This is a genomic window from Limnomicrobium aquaticum (genome assembly GCF_040545545.1).
In the GTDB taxonomy this organism is placed as follows: domain Bacteria; phylum Pseudomonadota; class Alphaproteobacteria; order Rhizobiales; family Rhizobiaceae; genus Ensifer_A; species Ensifer_A aquaticum.
The window spans coordinates 246,849-268,752 of record NZ_JBEPMB010000002.1; the positions used below are offsets into that span (position 1 = coordinate 246,849).

The window sequence follows — 21,904 nt, forward strand, 5'->3', positions numbered from 1 at the left end:
GCAGTATGGAAGCGCGCATGAACGATCAAGCGCTCCAACCCCCCGACCCCGCAGCCGACGCCACCACCCACGGGGCCGTCAACACGAATACCCGCAAGGTGTTCGTAAAGACTTACGGCTGCCAGATGAATGTCTATGACAGTGCCCGCATGACCGATGCGCTGGCCGCCGATGGCTATTCTGAAACAACAGTGCTCGAAGACGCGGATCTCGTCCTTCTCAATACCTGCCATATCCGCGAGAAAGCGGCCGAAAAGGTCTATTCCGAGCTTGGCCGCCTGCGCGACATGAAGAAGGCGAAGAATGCGGAAGGCCGCGAATTCGTCATTGGCGTCACGGGCTGCGTCGCCCAGGCCGAGGGCAAGGAAATCCTGCGTCGTGCCCCGGCTGTTGATCTCGTTGTCGGTCCGCAGACCTATCATCGCCTGCCGCAGGTTCTGAGGGACGTCCGCGAAGGCCGCAAGGCAGTCGAGACAGACTATTCCCTTGAGGACAAGTTCGAGCATCTGCCGTCGCCCGAAAAGGCGGTCACGAAATCGCGTGGGCCCACTGCATTCCTGACCGTGCAGGAAGGCTGCGACAAGTTCTGCACCTTCTGCGTGGTGCCTTACACACGCGGCTCCGAAGTCTCGCGCCCGCTCGCCCAGATCGTCGACGAAGCGAAGAAGCTTGCCGGGGCTGGCGTCCGCGAGTTGACGCTGCTCGGCCAGAACGTCAATGCCTGGCACGGCACGGATGCTGACGGAAACGCGATCGGTCTTGGCGAACTCATCGCGGCGATTGCCGAAATCGACGGCCTCGACCGTTTGCGCTACACGACCAGCCACCCCCGCGACATGGACGACCGGCTGATTGCGGCCCATGCGACCCAGTCCAAGTTGATGCCCTATCTGCATTTGCCGGTGCAGTCCGGTTCCGACCGCATCCTGAAGGCGATGAACCGCAAGCATACGGCGGCCGACTATCTGGCGCTGGTCAGGCGCATCCGCGCCGTCAATCCGGAACTGGCACTGTCCGGCGATTTCATCGTCGGCTTCCCCGGCGAAACGGACGAGGATTTCGAAGACACCATGCGTCTGATTGAAGAGGTCGGTTATGCACAGGCCTTCTCGTTCAAATATTCGCCGCGACCCGGCACGCCCGGTGCCGACCTGCCCGACCATGTGCCGGAAGAGATGAAGTCGGAACGGCTGGACCGCCTGCAAACGCTGCTTTTCAAGCAGCAGCGCGACTTTGCCCGCGCCTGCGTCGGCAAGACAATTGACCTGCTTCTGGAGAAGGAAGGGCGCATGGAAGGCCAGCTCGTCGGACGCTCTCCGTGGCTTCAGCCGGTAATTATCGATGCGAAAACGACGAAAAGCGGTGACAAGTTAAAAATCGGTGACATTATAAAAGTAAGAATCACCGAAGCCGGTCCAAACAGCTTGTTTGCCGAGGTGGCGGAAAGCTGAAGGTCCGGGACCAACCCATGGAGCCCGACCGCTTGAACACACACGAAATGGTGCCGCAAACTTCGCGTCAATCCCGCTCGTCCGTCACGGATGCCAATCATTTCGTGCTCACGTTCGAAAACAACCGATACGCCAGCGAACTGTTTGGCCAGTTCGATGAGCATCTCAAGCTCATCGAGGAGCGGCTGAAGGTGGATGCGCGGGCGCGCGGCAATTCTGTCGCCATCACCGGTGATCTTCAGGCAACGAACCAGGCCCGCCGGGCGCTCGATTATCTCTACGATCGTTTGCAGAAGGGCGGTTCGGTCGAGACCTCCGATGTCGAAGGCGCCATCCGCATGGCGGTTGCCGCAGACGACCAGTTGACCTTGCCGACGCTGGAGCGGAAGGCCAAGCTGACCATGGCGCAGATTTCCACCCGCAAGAAGACGATTGCCGCCCGCACCCCGACGCAGGATGCCTATATCCGCGCGCTGGAACGCTCCGAGCTTGTCTTCGGCACCGGCCCCGCCGGCACGGGCAAGACCTATCTCGCCGTGGCCCATGCCGCCCAGCTTCTCGAGCGCGGTGCGGTCGACAAGATCATCCTGTCGCGGCCGGCTGTCGAAGCCGGCGAGCGCCTCGGCTTCCTGCCCGGCGACATGAAGGAAAAGGTCGATCCCTATCTGCGGCCTCTCTATGACGCGCTTTACGACATGATGCCGGGCGACAAGGTCGAACGCGCCATCACCGCCGGCGTCATCGAAATCGCCCCGCTCGCCTTCATGCGCGGCCGTACGCTCTCCAACGCCGCCGTCATTCTCGACGAGGCGCAGAACACGACGTCGATGCAGATGAAGATGTTCCTGACGCGTCTGGGTGAAAACGCCCGCATGATCGTCACCGGCGACCCGAGCCAGATCGACCTGCCGCGGGGCGTGAAGTCGGGTCTGGTCGAGGCACTGCGGATCCTCAAAGAGGTTGAAGGGGTGTCGATCATTCGCTTCCGCGACGTCGATGTCGTCCGTCACCCCCTTGTCGGGCGCATCGTCAAGGCTTACGACGCGGAATATGAAAAGCCGGAGCCTGCCGCGGATGCGGTGGGGAGCACAAACTGACACCGACGCTCGACATACAGATTTCCATCGAGGAAGGGGACTGGCCGGACGAGGCCAGTCTTCTTGCTTTATGCGAGCCGGTTCTGAAAGCGGCGGGTGACCATCTGGTGAAATTCGAGAAGCAATCCTTCCCGAAACACCTGGTCGAACTTTCGCTGCTCTTCACGGACGATGCTTCGATCCGCGAGATCAATTCGGAATGGCGTGAGCAGGACAAGCCAACCAATGTTCTGTCCTTCCCGGCCTATCCGCTGCAGCCCGGCGGCAAGCCGGGACCGATGCTGGGTGACATCATTTTCGCCCATGAAACGGTCGCCCGCGAGGCGGCAGAACTGGAAAAGCCGTTCGAGGCGCATCTGAGCCATCTGCTGGTGCATGGTTTTCTGCATCTTTTCGGCTATGATCACATGAACGACGAAGAAGCGACGATCATGGAAGGTCTCGAGACCCGCATTCTTTTAGGCCTCGGCCTATCTGATCCCTATGCTGGCACCGAACCGACCTGATCCCTGGAGACAATGAGCGACATATCTGAAACGACACGAGCGGCGAGCGATGACAATGGCTCGTCAGTTTCCGAGGAGGGCGGCAGTCCCTCCGGCGCGCTGAAGAACGGCAATCCTCTAAGGAGCTGGGCTGCGCGCCTTTTCAAGCCGTCCAACGGATCGAGCCTGCGCGACAATATTGCCGACGCGCTTCTGGCCGATCCAGACAGCAATGCGGCCTTTTCGCCCAGCGAAAGGGCCATGCTGCACAATATTCTGCGCTTCCGCGAGGTCCGCGTCGAGGACGTCATGGTGCCGCGCGCCGATATCGAGGCGGTGGACCAGAGCATCACGGTCGGCGACCTTATGGTGCTGTTCGAGGATTCCGGTCGCTCGCGCATGCCGGTCTATTGCGACACGCTCGACGACCCGCGTGGCATGGTCCATATCCGAGACCTCTTGTCCTGGATCATGAAACAGGCGCGCAACAAGCGCCGCACCTCGGTTCGTGCCGCCTCTGCCGCCAAGGCGGCGGCGATTGCGGCGGAGGCTGAAGAAAAGCCCGTCGCCCGCACACCCAAGCCCGCTTTCGACCTCGGGCGCATCGACATCAACAAGTCCCTGTCGGAAACCGGCATCATCCGCCAGCTCCTGTTCGTGCCGCCTTCCATGCTGGCTTCGGATCTGATGGCCCGCATGCAGGCCTCGCGCATCCAGATGGCGCTGGTCATCGACGAATATGGCGGCACGGACGGTCTGGTCTCGCTGGAAGACATCGTCGAAATGGTTGTCGGCGATATCGAGGACGAACATGACGACGACGAAGTCATGATCCGCAAGACCTCCGACGACGTCTTCATCGCCGATGCGCGTGCCGAACTCGAAGACATTGCCAAGCTTCTCGGATCGGATTTCGACATTCGCGAGCAGCTGGAAGATGTCGACACGATCGGCGGCCTGATCTTCTCCTCGCTTGGCCGCATCCCCGTACGCGGCGAGGTGGTGCAGGCGCTTCCCGGCTTTGAATTCCACGTTCTCGAAGCCGATCCGCGCCGTATCAAGAAGGTCCGCATCACCCGCAAACGCGTTGCCCCGCGTCGCCGTACGCAGGCCAAGGGCGAGCAGGAACTGGAGCCCATGGCGGTCCAAGCGGCAGGTCCGGGCAAGCCTCCCGCCCTAGATTGAGCGCAATTTCATGGCGGTTTCGGCCTCGTCAAAGGGCCGGAACGGTCCGCTATTGCATCAATTTGGACGTGAAGCATGGAAAGACTGGCCAACAGCGTCATCTTGAGCTGGGGATGGAAGCGGGCGCTGCTCGCGTTTGTCGCAGGCGCAATCGGAGCCCTGGCGCTCCCGCCACTCAACGTCTTTGCCGCCATGTTCGTCGCCTTTACGCTGCTCGTCTGGCTGATTGACGGCGCCGCCGGTTCCCCCGAAAGCGGCTTTTTCGGCCGCATCCTTCCGGCCTTCGGCATTGGCTGGCTTTTCGGCTTCGGCTATTTCGTCGCGGGTCTGTGGTGGTTGGCGAGCCCGCTGCTTGCAGATCCTCAATTCAAATGGGCCGTTCCGCTGGCAGTGGCCGGGCTGCCCGCCTTTCTCGCCATCTTCTACGGTCTCGCTGTCGCGCTTGCACGATTGCTCTGGCCCGACGGAATAGGCCGGGTCGCCATGCTCGCCGTTTCCTTTGCGGTCCTGGAATGGCTGCGCAGCTTCGTGCTGACGGGTTTCCCCTGGAACGCGATCGGCTACACCGCCATGCCCATCCCCATCATGATGCAGCCGGTGCGGCTCATCGGCGTCGAAGGAATGACGCTGCTTGCGGTCTTTGTTTTCGCCATGCCCGCGCTTCTCGGCACGGGCAAGGGGGCACGGATCGGCGTCACGCTCGCGGCCCTGCTTCTCGCCGCCGACTTCGGCTACGGCTACTGGGCCATGCAACGTTTCGCTGCGCGGCCGGGCAAGAGCGAAATCAGCGTGCGCCTCGTCCAGCCGGTGACCGGCCTCGATGAAGGCGATACCGATGAAAGCCGCAACGCCATCTTCGACAAGCTGCTGACGCTTAGCAAGCTACCCGCCGAAGGCGGCAAGAAGCCGGATCTCATCGTATGGCCGGAAACGGCCATACCGTTCATCCTGACCGAGAAGCAGGAGGCCTTCACCCGGCTTGCCGATCTGCTGCACGACAACCAGACATTGATTGCCGGCACCGTGCGGGCGGAGGATGCCGGTCCCGGATCACCCCGCCGCTACTACAACTCTGCCTATGTATTTGACAGCGAGGGGCAGATCGTCTCCGCCGCCGACAAGGTCCATCTGGTTCCCTTCGGCGAATACATGCCCTTTGCGGGTCTCCTGCGGTCCTGGGGCATCGACACGATTGCGGCTCTGCCGGGGGGCTACAGCGCCGCGGTCAGTCCCAATCTCCTGACCCTTCCGGGCGGGCGTCAGCTTTATCCCCTCATCTGCTACGAGGCGATTTTCCCCGACGAGATCGGCCCGGCCTCCGCGCGAGCTTCGGCGCTGATCAACCTGACCAATGATATCTGGTTTGGCAGAACACCGGGTGCCTATCAGCATTTTCATCAGGCCCAGGTCACTGCCGTCGAGCTTGGGTTGCCGATGATCCGCAGCGCAAACAGCGGTATTTCTGCAATTATTGCGGCAAATGGACAGATAATTTCAGGGGCAACAATTTATACCTCCGGTGTAGTTGATTCAACTTTTGCGCTAAAATCTGTTTCATCTTTGAACAATTCTGCGCGAGGTACGAACTTTTGGTTGTTGACCGTGCTAATTTTCTTGATTGCGGCTTTTTCTCGCGTTAGTTTTATTTTCCGTTAGAATTGACCAGAAACCCCTGAAAATGCATAGTGTACCGCGATGCTAGACGGCTCGTGTTACGCGAAGGTGGGGCGTAACCAGCGGGCGAACTCTTGCCTCAAAGTCGTGAAATTATGTGGCGGATTTTACCGCTGCTTATTCAAGTCAGGGCACTTAAATGGTCGTTAACAAGAAAAAACCAAATCCGATCGACATCCATGTCGGTAGCCGAATTCGCCTGCGCAGAACCATGCTCGGCATGAGCCAGGAAAAGCTGGGCGAGAGCCTGGGGATTACCTTTCAGCAGATCCAGAAATACGAGAAGGGCACCAACCGCGTCGGCGCGAGCCGCCTGCAGAACATCTCGAACATTCTCAATGTTCCAGTGTCCTTCTTCTTCGAAGACGCCCCCGGCGACACGTCCTCCGGTCAGTCGGGCATGGCGGAAGCCTCGAGCTCCAACTATGTGGTCGACTTCCTGTCCTCCTCCGAAGGACTTCAGCTCAATCGCGCCTTCGTGAAGATCAACGATGCAAAGGTGCGTCGCAAGTTGGTCGAACTCGTCAAGGCACTCGCTGCCGAAGCCGACGTCGACTGACGGCGGGCTTCAAAGGTCCAATTTTCTTCAGAACCCCGGACGCCTGCGTTCGGGGTTTTGCTTTTCCTTCGCTGACCTCATTTCAGGTCCGCAGACGCCTTTCTTTAAATCGATTGATGTCATAAGAGTCTCCCTCGAACGGTCAAACTTTCGCGCCAGCGGAACTGGCTTGCGCGCCCCCGAGGAGAGAAGTGATGCAATCCATCGTCAAAGCCCTTCGTGATGCTGTTGCCGAAACGGCCGCAACCGATATACGCGCCGCCTTTGCTGCCGATCCGGACCGCTTCTCCCGCTACAGCATAGGTCTTGGCGATCTTCTGCTGGATTTCTCCAAGACTGCGGTTAACCCCAAGATCATGACGCTGCTGGCTGAGGCCGCCGGGAAGGCCGGTGTTGCCGCCAAGCGCGAGGCCATGTTTGCCGGTGAAAAGATCAACCTTACGGAAAAGCGGGCGGTACTACACACCGCACTGCGCAACCGCGCCAACACGCCCGTCATCGTCGACGGCGCAGACGTCATGCCGGACGTCAACGCCGTGCTTTCCGCCATGGGCGCGTTTGCAGACGGCATCCGTTCGGGCAAGATCGCCGGCGCGACGGGCAAGAAGTTCACCGATATCGTCAATATCGGCATCGGCGGCTCCGACCTCGGCCCGGCCATGACAACGCTGGCGCTTGCGCCCTATCATGACGGCCCGCGCGCGCATTACGTTTCCAACGTCGATGGCGCGCATATTGCCGACACGCTGAAGCTGCTCGATCCCGAAACGACGCTCTTCATCATCGCCTCCAAGACGTTCACCACCATCGAGACGATGACAAACGCGAAATCGGCCCGCGCCTTCATCGCCGACAAGCTCGGCGAGGCGGCCGTCGGCCATCACTTTGCCGCCGTCTCCACCGCGCTCGACAAGGTCGCCGCCTTCGGCATCGACAGTGCGCGCGTCTTCGGCTTTTGGGACTGGGTCGGTGGGCGTTACTCCATCTGGTCGGCCATCGGCCTGCCGCTGATGATCTCGGTTGGCCCGGAAAACTTCGGTGCCTTCCTCGATGGCGCCTACGCGGTCGACACGCATTTTCGCTCGGCCCCCTTCGAGAAGAACCTGCCTATGGTTCTCGGCATGGTCGGCTGGTATCAGCGCAATGTCTTGGGCTACACCTCCCGCGCCGTCATCCCCTACGACCAGCGCCTGTCGCGCTTTGCCGCCTATCTCCAACAGCTCGATATGGAATCGAACGGCAAGGGCGTCGTCATCGACGGATCGCCGGTCGACGGCTCCTCCGGTCCGGTCGTCTGGGGCGAGCCCGGCACCAACGGCCAGCACGCCTTCTTCCAGCTTCTGCACCAGGGCACGGATATCATCCCGGTGGAATTCATGATCGCCGCCAACGGCTTCGAGCCCAAGCTGCGCTATCAGCACGAACTGCTGATGTCGAACTGCCTCGCGCAGTCCCAGGCGCTCCTGAAGGGCCGCACAAAGGCGGAAGCGAAGGCGCAGCTTCTCGCCCAGAAATGGGCCGAAGACGAAGCCGAAAAGATCGCCCCCCACCGCGTCTTCACCGGTAACCGCCCGTCGATCACGTTTGTCTACGACAGGCTGACCCCCTTCGCGCTCGGCCGCCTGATCGCGCTCTACGAACACCGCGTCTTCGTTGAAGGGGTGATGTTCGGCATCAACTCGTTCGACCAGTGGGGCGTGGAACTTGGCAAGGAACTGGCAACGGGTCTGTTGCCGGTTGTGCAGGGGGCAAAGGGGACCGAAGGGCTGGATTCCTCGACAGCGGGGCTGGTTGCGGCGCTGAAGGGTCGGGCGGAGTGACGGAGCAGGCACCGACTCTTGCTTCGGTGTTGCGTAGGCATTTCGGTGCACTTTGCATTATGGCGGGCGCGACCGCGGTTGGTACAGCTTTTTGCGCCTTAGCGAGCCTGACCGTCACGGATGTCCTGCACGTCGCAGTCTTTCGAACGAAGTCTGACACCCTTGATATTGTGATCTACATGACGCCGTTGTTGTCGATGTTGGGGGCGCTTACTTTCATCTGGATAATGTGGCCCGCGCAGATGCTGCAAGGCTTTTTATCATGGAGATATGGGCAGCGTTGGTATGTCATTGCCTTGGCGACACCAGCACTCGTTGCGCTGACCTTCTCGGTTTACGACTATCTAACCCCAGACTTGAGCGTGATAAACCCTGCTGACGATTGGGAGCCTTACCGTCACGGCCTGACAGTCGAACGTTTTCTGCGCATTCTTGTCTTTCAGCTTCCCGTGTCGATCTACACCGCACTTTATGTGTTCAAGCTGTCAACGGGAGGCTATCGAAGGCTAACGCTAGCAACGCCTTTCTTTGTCGCTGCTGTGTTAGGTGGCATTGGTGGTTATTACCTTGGTCAGGGCCAACTCAAACTAGATGCCAACTGCGCTCCGACGATGGAAAACTGTCAACCAAGCCATTGATCGGAAGGGCGGACCCTTACCCAGACGCAAGCGACCCATTCACTCCATCATCAGAATATGATTCCGCACCACCGGATAAATCTCGTTATTCCAGTGCCGCCCGTTGAACACACCATAGTGCCCCACATTGGCTTGCAGGTGATGGCGCTTCAGATGCGGGCGTAGCGAGTTGCAGAGATCGTGCGCGGCCGCCGTCTGGCCGAGCGCGCAGATATCGTCGCGTCCGCCCTCGACGGTCAGAAGTGCGGTTTTGCGGATCGCACCGGGATTGACCGGCCGGCCCATATAGGTGAAGTCGCCGGTGGCGAGTTCCGCCTTCTGGAAGATGCGGTCGATGGTTTCGATGTAGAACTCTTCCGTGAGATCCAGCACGGCGAAATACTCGTCGTAGAAGGTCTTGATCTTCTCGGCTTCCTTCACCTCTCCTTTGGCCAGATGATCGTAGAGCTTGGCATGCGCCTTCTTGTGGCGCTCCATGTTCATCGACATGAAGGCGATGAGCTGCAGGAAGCCCGGATAGACTTTGCGCCCGCCACCGCCATAGCGATAGGGCACGGTCGAGATCATCGAATTCTCGAACCATTCCAGCGACTTCTTGACGGCGAGTTCGTTAACTTCCGTCGGGCTCTCTCGCGGGTCGATGGGGCCGGCCATGAGCGTCATCGTCTTCGGGGTTGCAGGATGGTTCTCCTCCGACATGACCGAGACGGCGCAGAGCGCCTGCACGCAGGGCTGACAGACAGCGAGAATATGCGCGCCGGGACCGATCTCCTCCAGGAAACGGATGACATAAGTGATGTAGTCCTCGACGCCGAAATGCCCTTCGGAAAGCGGCACGTCGCGGGCGTTTGTCCAGTCGGTGATGTAGACATCATGGTCCTGCAGCAGCGTCTTCACCGTGCCGGCCAGCAAGGTCGAGAAATGGCCGGAGAGGGGCGCGACGACCAGCACACGCGGTTGAAGCGCATCGATGTCCTTCACGAAATGCAGCAGCTTTCCGAAAGGCAGGTCCAGCGCCACCTCTTCGCGCACCGGCACGACCTGATTGCCGGTCGAAACTTCGTTGATACCGAAATCGGGGCGCGAATGGGTCAGCTCAAACCGCGACACCATCTCAAGCGCTGCGAGAAACTGCTGGTTTGCGTCGCGCGTCAGCGGCCCGAAGCCCCAATTGCCCATGCGCATCCAGAATTTTGCTGCCTTGCGGAACGGGCCGATCAGATCGTCCTGCAGCTGGTAGGCCTGATAAAGCATAAGCGGGCAATCTCCTTCTTGTGCAATGCAAAAAGCTAGTGCATTTTCGAGCCTGTTGCCAGAAGATATTGCTATGTGTCTCGTGGGGTGGAAAACATGCTCTCAGCCGAACTCACCATTTCGTCCAAGAATTACTCTTCCTGGTCGCTGCGCGGCTGGCTGCTGTGCAAAATGGCGGGTCTGGAGTTTACCGAGGTCGTGGCCCCGCCGGACGAAAAGAACCGCAAGGAACTCTTGCTGCTCTCGCCCTCCGTCCTCGTGCCGCGCCTCACCCACGGCGTCGTCACCGTCTGGGACACGCTGGCTATTGCCGAATACATGCACGAATGGAACCCGTCGGCAGGGCTCTTGCCCTATGATCAGGCCGCGCGCGCCCATTGCCGGGCGGTGTCGGGCGAAATGCATTCCGGCTTCCAGAACATGCGCTCGGCGTTGCCGATGAACATCCGCACGCGCTACCAGAGCTTCAAGATCTTTTCCGGCGCGCGCCCGGATGTCGAGCGCATCAAGGAAATCTGGACCGAATGCCTCAACCATTATGGTGGCCCCTGGCTCTTCGGCCAGACGCCCACCATCGCGGACGCCATGTTCGCCCCCGTCTGCTCGCGCTTCGTCACCTATGCCGTCGAACTCGATCCGCAGCTCAAGGCCTATTGCGACCACATCTTCGCCTGGCCGCTCATGCAGGAATGGATCGCGGGTGCAGAAGCCGAACCCGCCGAGATGGTCGAACTCGAGGTGGAGTTCTGATCAGAGCCCGACTTCCTTCGCCCACGGCGGATTTGCCCCCGCGCGGGACACTGTCACCGCCGCGACCTTTGCCGCCAGAGCCAGCGCGTCATGCACATCGCCCTGGCTGAGCGAAGCCACCTGCGTCTTGGTGAGCAGGCCCTTCATCTTCAGCGAGGCGAGAACGCCCGCGTCGAATGTGTCGCCCGCGCCAACGGTGTCGACGACCGTGACCTTCTCGCTCGGCACGGTGACCTTGAAATTCTGCGTATAGCCATCCGCGCCATCCGCGCCGCGCGTGATGATCACGAGCTTGGCGCCATGGTTCAGCCAATGGGCGGCGAGGCTTGCATGATCATGGCCCATACCGAACCATTCCAGATCCTCGTCCGAGAACTTCACGATGTCGGAAAGGGCGGCCATGCGCTTGATGCGCGCCATATGCGCCGGCTTGTCCTTGATGAAGCCGGGGCGGATATTCGGGTCGAGCGAGATCACGCGCTTGCTCGCTTCCCGCGTCAGCAGCGCCTCATAGGCATCGCCGCACGGGTCGGGGATCAGGCTGATCGCGCCGAAATGCATGGCCTCGCAATCGTCGCCGAGCTTGGGCAGGTCAGCGCGCGTGATCATGCGGCCGGCCGTGTTCTCGTCGTAGAAGGCATAAGTGGCCGAGCCGTTGACCAGCTTGACGAAGGCGACCGTCGTCGGGCGCGAGGAGATCGCGGCGGGAGAGTAATCGACGCCGGAAGCCGTCAGCGTTTCGCGCAGCACGTCGCCCAGCATGTCATCGGAGAGGCCGGTGAAGAAGGATGTCGGGATGCCGAGGCGGCCGAGCGCGATGGCGGTGTTGAAGATCGCGCCGCCGGCATATGGGGCATAGGCGTTCTCGCCGAGCGTAGTCGTGCGCGGCAGCATGTCGATCAGCGCTTCGCCACAGCAAAGGATCATGAATTTCTCTCCCGATATGTTCTTTAATCGATTTAATGCAGGGCTGGCCGCAAGCCAAGGCCCCGCACATTAAAACTGGATGAAATCAGGCGGTCGGCAGTTCCGAAACGCCGCCATGAGCCGCCGACCACTTCACCGGCGCGTTGAGGAATTCCTCGACGGAGCCCAGCTTTTCATCGTCGAACAGTTTCTGTTCGCGCGCGATCTTCAGCACGTTCCGCCAGGTGGCGATATGATGCATCTGGATCTTGCCGTTGACGAAGCGCGCTTCGGCTTCCGGGAAGATGCCGTAGAAGAACAGCGCCATGCCGTGATCGACCACGCCGCCGGCAGCGCGCACGGCATTGATGAAGGTGAAGATCGAGGTGCCGGCCGAGGTCAGGTCCTCGATGACCAGCACACGCGCGCCTTCCGGCATCACGCCCTCGATCTGCGCGCCACGCCCATGACCCTTCGGCTGCTTGCGTACATAGATCATCGGCAGGGCCAGCCGGTCGGCCAGAAGCGCCGCGAAGGGAATGCCCGCCGTCTCGCCGCCGGCGATGCAGTCGAATTGCTCGAAGCCGACGTCGGAAAGCAGCGTCGCGGCGGCAAAATCCATGATGGCGGAGCGAATGCGCGGATAGGAAAGCAACTTGCGGCAGTCGATATAGACTGGGCTGTGCAGCCCCGACGCCAGCTTGTAGGGCTGCTCTGGGCGGAAATGCACGGCCTTGCACTCCCACAGCATTTTCGCCATCAGATCGGCCATCACGGCCTTGTCGGGGAAGGTGTTCTGGAACATCGCGCGCTCTCCTGCCTGAACTTTCAGGCGCATAGCAGGCGATGCGAGCAAATTCCAGTCCGCTGCGACCCTTTTCGCCCTTCCTTGGCGTCTTTCGTCATGATCTTATCCGCCGCAAAAAGGAGGCCGCCATGTTCAATCTCATCACCGACATCGCCGGAATTTCCATCGGCCACGCGACCGATCTCGAGCTCGGCTCGGGTGTGACGGCGATCGTTTTCGACAAGCCCGTGACGGCCTCGGGAACGGTGCTGGGCGGCGCGCCGGGTGGACGCGATACGGCACTGCTCGATCCGTCGATGATGGTCGAGCAGGTGGATGCCTTCGTGCTCTCCGGCGGCTCGGCCTTCGGGCTTGATGCGGCGGGTGGCGTACAGGCCGGTCTTCGCGCCGATGGACGCGGCTTCGAGGTCGGCAATGTCCGCGTGCCGATCGTGCCGCAGGCGATCCTGATGGACTTGCTCAATGGCGGCAACAAGGATTGGGGCCTGCAATCGCCCTATCGGGATATGGGTTACGATGCCTACAGGTCTGCGCGATCCGGCGTCTTCGATCTCGGCTCTGCCGGTGCGGGAACGGGCGCGACGACGGGCACGTTAAAGGGCGGTCTCGGCTCGGCTTCGGCGACGACGAAAAACGGGCTGACGGTCGGGGCGATTGTCGCCGTCAACGCACTCGGCTCGGCGGTGGTGGGCGAGGGGCCGCATTTCTGGGCCGCACCCTTCGAGAGGGAAGGGGAGTTCGGCGGTCTCGGCCTGCCGGCGAGCTTCACTGAAAACGACTATGCCATGCGCATCAAGGGCCTGAACCTCACGTCCACCACAATCGGCGTGGTGGCGACAAACGCGCAGCTCACCAAGGCACAGACCCATCGCCTTTCCATCATGGCGCATGACGGGCTCGCCCGCGCCATCCTGCCGGCCCACCTGCCTGCCGATGGCGACACGGTCTTTTCGGCTGCAACCGGCGAAAGACAGATTGCAAACGCCGGCGACTATTTCGAGCTTTGCCATCTGGCCACGCTCGTCATGGCCCGTGCCGTGGCGCGCGGTGTTCATACCGCGACCGCGCTGCCGCAGGCGGGAAGCCAGCCAGCATGGAGAGATCGCTTCGGCTGACTTATAATTCACCCCAATGTGATTTGGCAGTGAAGGACTGAAGAGCGTATGGTCGCGCAAAGATTGAAATATTGATGTGAGTATCCGCCCGTGAACCGGCTTGCCCTTTTGATCGCCGTCTCTCTTCTGCCGCTGGCCAGCGCCCGCGCGGAGGAAGTAGCTGCGCCCAAGGCAGTCGTCGAGCTGTTCACGTCGCAAGGCTGCAGCTCCTGCCCACCGGCCGATGCAGTCCTGGGCGAGCTTCTGCGCCGGGGAGACCTTCTGGCGCTGTCCTATCACGTCGACTACTGGAACTATCTTGGCTGGGCCGACACGCTTTCCTCCAAACAGAACACGGGCCGCCAATATGGCTATGCCGCCACGATGAGCCGGTCGAATGTCTATACGCCGCAGGCGGTTCTGAATGGGCGCACAGATGTTAACGGCGCTGATCGCGGCGCCATTGAAGCGGGGTTGAAAAAGCTCGACACGGCAGGTCAAGGCCTCGCAGTTCCGGTTCAGGCCTCGATCAACGGCAAGGAAATGGATATTTCCGTCGGGGCCGGCAAAGGGACGGGCGATGTCGTTGTCGCCTATTTCAAGCGCAAGCAAACCGTGCCGATCACACGCGGCGAAAACGCCGGCAAGACGATCACCTATGTCAACAGCGTCACCGCAGTGGAGACGGTCGGCATGTGGAAGGGTGAGGCCCTGCAGTTGAAACTGCCCATGTCGGCCATGGAAGTGCGCGAACACGACGGTTGCGCGGTTCTCCTGCAGCAGACCGGCCCCAATGGCGAGCCGGGCGCCATTCTGGGCGCCGTGGGCTTGATGGCCTGGACGCAATAACTCCCTTGCCTTCACGCTTGCATTTTGTTGCAAGTCAGGCAAACTGACATCGAAATGTCATGATGCGGAGCGCGCCCCTTGGACGATCAACCCGATTTGCAGCGGGACCGAGCAAGGCCAACGAATTCGGCCGACGTCATTGACCTTCGCGAATACAAGTACGCGAAGGACCCTCTTCCCGTTACCTTTCATCGCCGCGAACTCGACATGATCCTCTGGATTTACGGTCGTATGGTGGGCGAGGGCGAGTGGAAGGACTATGCGCTCGACCACCTGCGCGACGTGGCTGTCTTCTCTGTCTTCAAGCGCTCCGGCGAACTGCCGCTCTACCAGATCATCAAGGACCCGCGGCTCGCCAACAAGCAGGGCGCGTTCAGCGTCGTGAACACGGCCGGCAAGGTGCTCAAGCGCGGGCAGGACCTCAAACAGGTGCTGAAGGTCTTCGACAAGGTGCTGAAGCTGGTCGAGACTTGAGGCTCTACTTCAACGTCCCCGGATAGGCCGCGACATCCGGTACCGTCTCCGCGCCTTCGCCCAGTGCAATCTGCATGAACACCGTGTCGAGCCAATGCCCCAGCTTGAAGCCGGTTGCGTTCAGTGTGCCGCACATTTCGAAGCCAGCCGCGCGGTGAACACCAATCGAAGCCGGGCTGGAGCCGCCGATGACGGCGACCATCTGGCGGAAGCCGAGCGCCGTGCAGCGGGTGACGAGTTCGTTGACCAGTGCGCGGCCTATCCCCTGTCCACGTGCAGCGGGGGCCAGATAGATCGAATCCTCCACCAGCCAGTTATAAGCCGGTCTCGTCCGGAACGCGGAAGCATAGGCATAGCCGACAATGGTCCCGTCTTCGCCGGCTGCAACCACGTATGGATAGCCCCGCCCGGTAATGGTCTCGAAGCGCGCCGTCATCTCGGCCTGATCCGGCGGATCGAGCTCGTAGGTCGCCGTGCCGTTGAGGACGGATTCGCGATAAATCTCTGTAATGGCGGAAAGATCGCGCGCCGCAGCGTCACGGATCGAGAAGGGCATCGAGAACAACTCCAACAAAAATGAGAACCGGTTTCGCGTCCGGTATTGCTCGGAAGGCAAGCCTTAAGGCAACAAAAAAGGCGGCCCGGAGGCCGCCTTTCGTTATAGCTCAAGTCTGCGCGCGATCAATTGCGGTTGTTGCCGAGGAAGCGCAGCAGGAACAGGAACAGGTTGATGAAGTCGAGATAGAGCGTCAGCGCGCCCATCACGGCCTTGCGGCCATAGGTGACTTCATCGTCTGCGTCGTAATACATTTCCTTGATCTTCTGCGTATCCCAAGCGGTCAGGCCGGCAAAGACCAGCACGCCGATGATCGAGAGCGCGAATTCTAGGCCCGACGATTGCAAGAACAGGTTGACCAACGAGGCAAGTATGACACCGAAAAGGCCCATCACCAGGAAGGAACCCATGCCACTGAGATCCCGCTTCGTCGTATAACCGTAAAGCGACAGCGCACCGAACGAGGCAGCGGTCACGAAGAAGGTCTGCGTGATGCTGGCCGCCGTGTAGACGAGCAGGATCGAGGACAGCGAGACGCCGAGAAGCGCTGCATAGGCCCAGAACGTGCCCTGCGCTGCTGATACGCTCATCTTGTCGATGCGGAAGCTCAGGAAGAACACGAGCGCCAACGGCGCCAGCATGATCACCCACTGCAGGGGCGAGGTGTAGAGTGCTACGCCGAGCTGGGTCAGCATCACGCCGCCGCGCATCGTGGCGGCGGCCTGCGACGGATCGTTGGTCGTGGTCAGAAGCGTCGTGACGTAAGCGGCGACACCGGTGATACCCACACCGAACATCATGAGATTGTAGACCTTCAGCATGTAGCTGCGAAGGCCCTGGTCAACCATCACGCCGGACTGCGTACCGGTTTGGAAGTTGCGAAGTTCAGCCATTGTTTCCTCTCAAAGGGGGCTTTGTGCCCGATTTGCATGTCGGAAAAAGCATTTTGAGGCGCAATCCCGCCATGTTGATTTAGAGCGTCGTGCATCCAACGGATGCGCAACGGACGCTCTAACTCTCCAATATGCGCATCGTGCATTGTGAAGCCCGATGACGGTCTTCACGCCGATGCGTTGAATATGAGGTGCAAGCTCAAGTTCCGCAAGAGTTCAGAATCTAAAATTCTCGTTACTTTTGTAGACTTAGCATTATTTACTATAGCTCTCTAAGAACCGGTGCGGCTTTCTGTCCCAGCACCCGCCATGTTCCGATGAGCCCGACGCCGACCGTCACGACGAGCGACAGAAGGGCGGTCAGAACAGCAGTCCAGGGATCGAAGTGCCATGGCAATGTCATGATCAGATGCACCACGCCATAGGATGCGGCCGCCCCGACGATCAGGGCGAAGATCGCTGTGGCGAGACCCAGCAGTGCATATTCAAGCCCAAACGCTGCGATCAGCGTGCGCCGTGTCGCGCCCAGCGTCTTCAGCACCACGGCATCATGAATGCGGGCGCGATTTCCGGCGGCGAGCGCGCCGGCCAGAACCAGCACGGAAGAGATCAGCGCCACGCTCGCCGCCACCCGGATTGCCAGCGCGATCTGGCCCGTCAGCTTGGTCACGGTGTCGATGGCGTCCTTGATGTTGATCGTCGTGACACCCGGATAGGCGTTCGTGACAGCATGAACGACGGAGTTTTCGGCTGAACGCTCGGCATCCGATCCCGTCAGCGTTGCAAGCCAGGCATGCGGCGCGCCCTTGAAGGTCGAGGGCGTGAAGACCATGACGAAATTGATCCCCATCGAGCGCCAGTCGACTTTCCGCATATTGGCGATCCTGGCCGTGATCTGGCGGCCAAGCACGTTGACGGTCACGGTGTCTCCGACCTTCAGGCCCAGCTCCTTGCCTTCTTCCTCGGAGAAGGAGACGAGCGGCTCGCCGGTATAGTCCTTCGGCCACCACGCGCCTTCAGTCACGGTCGCGTTCTCCGGCACGCTGTCGGAATAGGTGATTCCCCGGTCACCGTTCAGCACCCAGCGGACGCTTTCAGCAGCCTTGATCTGAGAGACGTCCGTCCCGTTCAACGCGGTGAGCCGGCCGCGCAGCATAGGCGCTTCAACGAGCTTGGCGGTCGGAGCGCTCTTTTTCACGACGTCCTCGAAGCCGGCCAGATCGCGGCTCTGGATATCGATGAAGAAATAGTCCGGCGCGCGCACGGCCATGCTGCCCTGAAGCTCGCGCCGCATATTGCCGTCGATCAGCGCCAGCGTGACCAGCAGCATGAGGCCAAGACCGAGAGACAGCACGACCGGGCCGGTCAGGGCGCCGGGACGATGGATATTCCCGAGCGCCAGCCGCACGACAGGCGAGCGGAAGGAGGGGCTGCGGCGGGCAAGTGCCGCTATGCCGATGCCCACGAGCCGCAGGATCACGAAAGCGACGATGATCGCGCCGAGGAAATAGAGCGCAATGCGACGGTCCTGCGCGGTAAAGACGGCGAGTCCCGCAATTGCGAGGAAGACAACCCCGGCCGCAAGCGCAAATGGCCGCGCCGGCCAGCGCGTCGGCTCGAAACCCTGTTCGCGGAAAAGCGCCGTCGCCGGCACATCGCGGGCGCGACCGAGCGGCAGGATGGCGAAACCGGCTGCGGTCAGCAGGCCGAAAAGCGCGGCAATGAGCAGGGCCGTTGGAAATAGGGCTGGCGTCGGGTCTACGGGCAGATATTCGGCCAGGAACCTGTTGGCGATCATCGGGGCGACGGCCCCCAGCACGAGCCCCGCGAGAATGCCCACCGCCGCAATCATCAGGATCTGCAGCATGTAGATCAGCGTCACTGTCGAGGCTGGCGCGCCGAGGCATTTGAACGTGGCAATGACGCCGCGCTTGGAATCGAGATAGGCGCGCACGGCATTCGCCACGCCCGAGCCGCCGACGATCAGCGCCGTGAGGCCCACCAGCGTCAGGAATTCGGTGAACCGGCTGATCGTGTCGTTGAGCGCCGGTGCTGCATTCTTGCTGGTGGCGATGCGGATGCCGGAATTGGGGAAGGCGGCGTCCGTCTTCTTTTTCAACTCTGTGGGCATCGGCGTGCCGACCGGCAATTTCACGCGGAAGACATGCTCGACGAGGCTTCCGGTTTGCAGCAGCCCGGCGGCGGCAAGCGCATCGCGGCTGACGATCAGGCGCGGCGCAAAGGCAAAGCCTTCCGAAAGCGCATCGGGCTCCTTGACGAGCGAGCCGGTGATACGGAGCTTGGCGTTGCCGACCAGAAGGCCGTCGCCGACCTTGAGCTTCAGTCGGTCCAGGAGATCTGGCGCGGCGATCACACCGAAGGTGCCGTCCTTTTGGGCAAGCGCCTCCGCAGGGCTCGTCTGGGGCTCAAACTGCAGCGTGCCGTAGAGCGGGTAGCCGCCATCGACGGCCTTCACTTCCGACAATGTCTGGTCGCTGCCATCGGCCTTGCGGGCCATCGAGCGGATCGTGTCGGAGCGGGAGACCTCGCCGAAGCTCTTGAAATAGGCCTCCTCCTCCGGCGTCACATCGCGGTTGTTGATCTGGAAGCGGATGTCGCCGGCCAGGATCGTCTGGCCCTGCTCCTGCATCGCACCGGTAACGGAGCCGGCGACCGAATTGACGGCGGCAATGGCTCCCGTGCCGAGCGCAATACAGGCGAGGAAAATGTAGAAGCCGCTCAGGCCGCCGCGCATTTCGCGCAGCGCCAGCCTGAAAGCGAGGCGGAAACGCGTCGTGGCACTCATGCCTGCACCGTTTCGCGGTGGGTCGGGGCATCGGTCTCGATCCTGCCGGAACGCATGCGAACCTGTTCGGTGCAGCGCGCGGCAAGCGACGGGTCGTGGGTGACGAGAAGCATGGTCATGCCGCGCTCCGCCTGCTTGGCGAACAGAAGATCGGCGATCTGCCGCCCGGTCTCACCATCGAGATTGCCGGTCGGTTCGTCGGCGATGAGGAGTGCGGGCGAGGGGGCAAGCGCACGGGCAATCGCCACGCGCTGCTGCTCGCCGCCCGAAAGCTGACCCGGATAATGCGCCATGCGCGCGCCGAGACCGACCGCCTCAAGCTCCTTGCGGGCAATGTCGAAGGCCTTCGCCTCACCTGCGAGTTCCAGCGGCACGGCGACATTTTCCAGCGCCGTCATGTTGGGGATCAGGTGGAACGACTGGAACACGATGCCGATGTTGCGGCCGCGAAACGCAGCCGTCTGGTCCTCGCTCATCTGATGAAAGGGCGCGCCGTCGATCACGACCTCGCCGCTATCGACCCGCTCGAGCCCCGCCATCACCATGAGCAGTGTCGACTTGCCGGAACCCGATGGACCCACGATGCCCACCGAGCGCCCGCGGGCGATTTCGAGGTCGACGTCTTTCAGCACATGGACCGAAGCGGCCGAGAGCCCGAGCGTCAGGTCGGCCTTTTTCAGGCGGATAATGGTGTCGGTCACGAAAATCTGCCCTATATCAATGCGACGTAGTGTTGCGGAAGCAGGCTGGCGTGCAGCCGGTTCGGAAAGCAATACGCAATTTAGGGTGAGGAAGATGCGTTTTAAAGCGTCGATGGGAATATTGCTCGCGGCCACGCTTCTGTGGGCATCGCAGGCAGCGGCAAGGACGATCCAGCTTGTGGCCTTCGGCGACAGCCTCATGGCCGGCTATCAATTGCCTGCCGCCGACGCCTTTCCCGCCAAGCTGGAAGCGGCATTGAAGGCCAAGGGCTATGATGTCACCATCGCCAATGCCGCCGTTTCCGGCGACACGACGGGCGACGGGCTGGCGCGTGCCGACTGGTCGATCCCCGACGGCACGGATGGTGTCATTCTGGAACTCGGCGCCAACGATGCCCTGCGCGGCCTGGCGCCGGAAGACACGAAGAAAAATCTCGACGCGATCATGACGCGGCTGAAGGAGCGCAAGATTGCCGTTCTTCTCGCCGGCATCCAGGCGCCGCCGAACCTCGGTCCCGACTATGCCGCCCGCTTCAATCCGATCTTTCCCGATCTCGCCAAAGCCTACGGTGCGCCGCTCTATCCCCTGTTTGTCGAGGCTTACGTGCTCAAACCCGAACTGAAACTGGACGATGGCATGCACCCGAATGCGAAGGGTGTGGACGCCGCAGTCGCAGCATTTCTGCCGACTGCCGAGGCCTTTCTGAAATCGATTCCAGCGAAGTAAGTCAAAATTGTCGCTTGCGTGAAACTATTCGTTCCACAAGCGTTTTCCCTTTTGTCTTGCGCATTTCGCAATTGCGTGATTCGCTAGCATTGTTCGAGTAATAGATTCGGGGAGCTCGTCATGCCCAGACTGTTTACCGCCCTCGAAATTCCGCGCAATGCGGCCATGAGCCTCTCATTGCTGCGCGGTGGTCTCCCCGGAGCCAGATGGATAGACGTCGAGAACTATCACATCACGTTGCGCTTCATCGGGGATGTCGATAATCGCACCGCAGATGAAATCGTCGATCGCCTCGACCGCATCGACCGCCCCGAATTCTCCCTCCAGCTTTCCGGCACAGGCTCCTTCGGATCGAAGAAGCCGCATTCGGTCTATGCCGGCGTTTCCCCCAACGAGGAGATGTCTGCGCTCCAGGCCGAAATCGAGCGGATCTGCCAGCGGATCGGCCTGCCCCCGGACCCACGCAAGTTCACGCCGCATGTGACGCTGGCGAGGCTGCGTTCGTCACGGGTCGATGATGTCGTACACTATCTTGCAGGGCGCGGTGACTTCCACACGGCGCCCTTTCTCGTTCCACGCTTCGTGCTCCTGTCATCGCGCGATTCCGTGGGCGGCGGTCCCTACCTGACCGAGGAGGTGTTCCCGCTCGCGGACATGTCGGACGATTTCAGCATTTCGGCGAGGGACACGCAGCCCTCCGAGATCATGTGGTAGACGCGCTCGAAATCTGACGCGTCGCCATAATAGGGGTCGGGAACGTCAAAGCTTTTTCCAAGCGTCAGCGTGGAGAAGAGATGGACGCGCCCGCGCGCCTCTTCCGGTGCGACGCGGCGGATATTGGCGACGTTGGAACTATCCATGCCGAGGATGAGGTCGAAGCTCTGGAAGTCGCGTCTGTTGATCTGGCGCGCCTTCAGCTTCGACAGGTCGATGCCGTATTGCGCCGCGACCGCAATCGAGCGCCGGTCCGGCGCCTCGCCCGTATGCCAGCCGCCGGTGCCTGCCGAATCCGTGGTGACGCGACCGGCAAGGCCGTGCTGCGCGACGATATGGCGAAACACCCCCTCCGCCAGTGGAGACCGGCAGATATTGCCGAGACAAACAAAAAGAACCGAAACGTCGTTCATGCGTTTACCGTTGAGAGCAATTCCGCAAAAGCGTGAAGCGGTCCTTCGCC

General features: G+C 61.1%; 22 protein-coding genes. 14 read left to right on the forward strand and 8 right to left on the reverse strand.

Going from position 1 to position 21,904, the window contains the following annotated elements:
* Window positions 1–17 precede the first annotated feature (17 nt).
* From miaB to ABID16_RS09820, 8 genes are all read left to right on the forward strand, one after another.
* Window positions 18–1,451: a tRNA (N6-isopentenyl adenosine(37)-C2)-methylthiotransferase MiaB gene (gene miaB / locus ABID16_RS09785; protein ID WP_354556159.1), complete on the forward strand. Its 1,434-nt coding sequence runs from the start codon at window positions 18–20 to the stop codon at window positions 1,449–1,451.
* Between the two features lie 32 nt (window positions 1,452–1,483).
* A complete protein-coding gene (locus ABID16_RS09790) occupies window positions 1,484–2,548 on the forward strand; it encodes a PhoH family protein (protein ID WP_354556160.1) in 1,065 nt (354 codons plus the stop codon).
* The gene (gene ybeY, locus ABID16_RS09795; RefSeq protein ID WP_354556510.1) at window positions 2,545–3,054 is read left to right on the forward strand and encodes an rRNA maturation RNase YbeY; all 510 of its coding nucleotides are present in this window, start codon (window positions 2,545–2,547) and stop codon (window positions 3,052–3,054) included. The genes ABID16_RS09790 and ybeY overlap by 4 nt, the downstream gene beginning before the upstream one ends.
* Before the next feature lie 12 nt (window positions 3,055–3,066).
* Window positions 3,067–4,218: a hemolysin family protein gene (locus tag ABID16_RS09800; protein WP_354556161.1), complete on the forward strand. Its 1,152-nt coding sequence runs from the start codon at window positions 3,067–3,069 to the stop codon at window positions 4,216–4,218.
* 75 nt (window positions 4,219–4,293) lie between these two features.
* Window positions 4,294–5,874, forward strand: a complete 1,581-nt coding sequence (gene lnt, locus ABID16_RS09805) for an apolipoprotein N-acyltransferase (protein WP_354556162.1) — start codon at window positions 4,294–4,296, stop codon at window positions 5,872–5,874.
* Window positions 5,875–6,031: 157 nt separating this feature from the next.
* Entirely contained in the window at window positions 6,032–6,451 is a 420-nt protein-coding gene (locus tag ABID16_RS09810; protein WP_354556164.1) for a helix-turn-helix domain-containing protein, read from the forward strand.
* 194 nt (window positions 6,452–6,645) lie between these two features.
* Window positions 6,646–8,271 (forward strand): glucose-6-phosphate isomerase, encoded by a 1,626-nt coding sequence (pgi, locus tag ABID16_RS09815; RefSeq protein WP_354556165.1) that lies wholly within the window; start codon window positions 6,646–6,648, stop codon window positions 8,269–8,271.
* Window positions 8,268–8,909 carry a hypothetical protein gene (locus ABID16_RS09820; protein WP_354556166.1) on the forward strand — a complete coding sequence of 214 codons (642 nt, stop codon included), beginning with the start codon at window positions 8,268–8,270 and terminating at the stop codon, window positions 8,907–8,909. The genes pgi and ABID16_RS09820 overlap by 4 nt, the downstream gene beginning before the upstream one ends.
* 39 nt (window positions 8,910–8,948) lie before the next feature.
* Here the strand turns inward: ABID16_RS09820 and ABID16_RS09825 are convergent, their stop codons facing one another.
* Entirely contained in the window at window positions 8,949–10,163 is a 1,215-nt protein-coding gene (locus ABID16_RS09825) for a polyhydroxyalkanoate depolymerase (protein ID WP_354556167.1), read from the reverse strand.
* 96 nt (window positions 10,164–10,259) lie between these two features.
* Here ABID16_RS09825 and ABID16_RS09830 point away from each other — a divergent pair, with 96 nt between their 5' ends.
* The gene (locus ABID16_RS09830) at window positions 10,260–10,913 is read left to right on the forward strand and encodes a glutathione S-transferase (protein ID WP_354556168.1); all 654 of its coding nucleotides are present in this window, start codon (window positions 10,260–10,262) and stop codon (window positions 10,911–10,913) included.
* On the opposite strand, the gene ABID16_RS09835 is transcribed toward ABID16_RS09830, so the two are convergent.
* Together ABID16_RS09835 and ABID16_RS09840 are read right to left on the reverse strand one after the other, a co-directional pair.
* On the reverse strand, window positions 10,914–11,840 hold the full coding sequence (locus ABID16_RS09835) for a carbohydrate kinase family protein (RefSeq protein WP_354556169.1): 927 nt from the start codon (window positions 11,838–11,840) through the stop codon (window positions 10,914–10,916).
* An 85-nt stretch (window positions 11,841–11,925) separates the two neighbouring features.
* Window positions 11,926–12,624, reverse strand: coding sequence for an orotate phosphoribosyltransferase (locus tag ABID16_RS09840; RefSeq protein ID WP_354556170.1), 699 nt, complete (start codon window positions 12,622–12,624; stop codon window positions 11,926–11,928).
* 131 nt (window positions 12,625–12,755) lie between these two features.
* Here ABID16_RS09840 and ABID16_RS09845 point away from each other — a divergent pair, with 131 nt between their 5' ends.
* The 3 genes from ABID16_RS09845 (at window position 12,756) to ABID16_RS09855 (ending at window position 15,044) form a co-directional block, all read left to right on the forward strand.
* Complete coding sequence (locus ABID16_RS09845) at window positions 12,756–13,742, forward strand: P1 family peptidase (RefSeq protein WP_354556171.1); 987 nt, start codon at window positions 12,756–12,758, stop codon at window positions 13,740–13,742.
* 90 nt (window positions 13,743–13,832) lie between these two features.
* Window positions 13,833–14,570, forward strand: a complete 738-nt coding sequence (locus tag ABID16_RS09850; RefSeq protein ID WP_354556172.1) for a DUF1223 domain-containing protein — start codon at window positions 13,833–13,835, stop codon at window positions 14,568–14,570.
* Between the two features lie 78 nt (window positions 14,571–14,648).
* Window positions 14,649–15,044 carry a DUF2794 domain-containing protein gene (locus tag ABID16_RS09855; protein ID WP_354556173.1) on the forward strand — a complete coding sequence of 132 codons (396 nt, stop codon included), beginning with the start codon at window positions 14,649–14,651 and terminating at the stop codon, window positions 15,042–15,044.
* A 4-nt stretch (window positions 15,045–15,048) separates the two neighbouring features.
* On the opposite strand, the gene ABID16_RS09860 is transcribed toward ABID16_RS09855, so the two are convergent.
* The 4 genes from ABID16_RS09860 to ABID16_RS09875 form a co-directional block, all read right to left on the reverse strand.
* Entirely contained in the window at window positions 15,049–15,600 is a 552-nt protein-coding gene (locus tag ABID16_RS09860; protein WP_354556174.1) for a GNAT family N-acetyltransferase, read from the reverse strand.
* A gap of 125 nt (window positions 15,601–15,725) precedes the next feature.
* Window positions 15,726–16,493, reverse strand: a complete 768-nt coding sequence (locus tag ABID16_RS09865) for a Bax inhibitor-1/YccA family protein (RefSeq protein WP_354556175.1) — start codon at window positions 16,491–16,493, stop codon at window positions 15,726–15,728.
* A gap of 262 nt (window positions 16,494–16,755) precedes the next feature.
* Complete coding sequence (locus tag ABID16_RS09870) at window positions 16,756–19,299, reverse strand: ABC transporter permease (protein ID WP_354556176.1); 2,544 nt, start codon at window positions 19,297–19,299, stop codon at window positions 16,756–16,758.
* Window positions 19,296–20,000, reverse strand: coding sequence for an ABC transporter ATP-binding protein (locus ABID16_RS09875; protein WP_354556177.1), 705 nt, complete (start codon window positions 19,998–20,000; stop codon window positions 19,296–19,298). The genes ABID16_RS09870 and ABID16_RS09875 overlap by 4 nt, the downstream gene beginning before the upstream one ends.
* Before the next feature lie 94 nt (window positions 20,001–20,094).
* On the opposite strand from ABID16_RS09875, the gene ABID16_RS09880 reads away from it, so the two are divergent.
* Window positions 20,095–20,727, forward strand: coding sequence for an arylesterase (locus ABID16_RS09880; RefSeq protein WP_354556178.1), 633 nt, complete (start codon window positions 20,095–20,097; stop codon window positions 20,725–20,727).
* Between the two features lie 120 nt (window positions 20,728–20,847).
* Window positions 20,848–21,441: an RNA 2',3'-cyclic phosphodiesterase gene (gene thpR, locus ABID16_RS09885; protein ID WP_354556179.1), complete on the forward strand. Its 594-nt coding sequence runs from the start codon at window positions 20,848–20,850 to the stop codon at window positions 21,439–21,441.
* On the opposite strand, the gene ABID16_RS09890 is transcribed toward thpR, so the two are convergent.
* A complete protein-coding gene (locus tag ABID16_RS09890; protein WP_354556180.1) occupies window positions 21,348–21,854 on the reverse strand; it encodes a low molecular weight protein-tyrosine-phosphatase in 507 nt (168 codons plus the stop codon). The two genes, thpR and ABID16_RS09890, sit on opposite strands and share 94 nt — an antisense overlap.
* Between the last annotated feature and the right edge of the window lie 50 nt (window positions 21,855–21,904).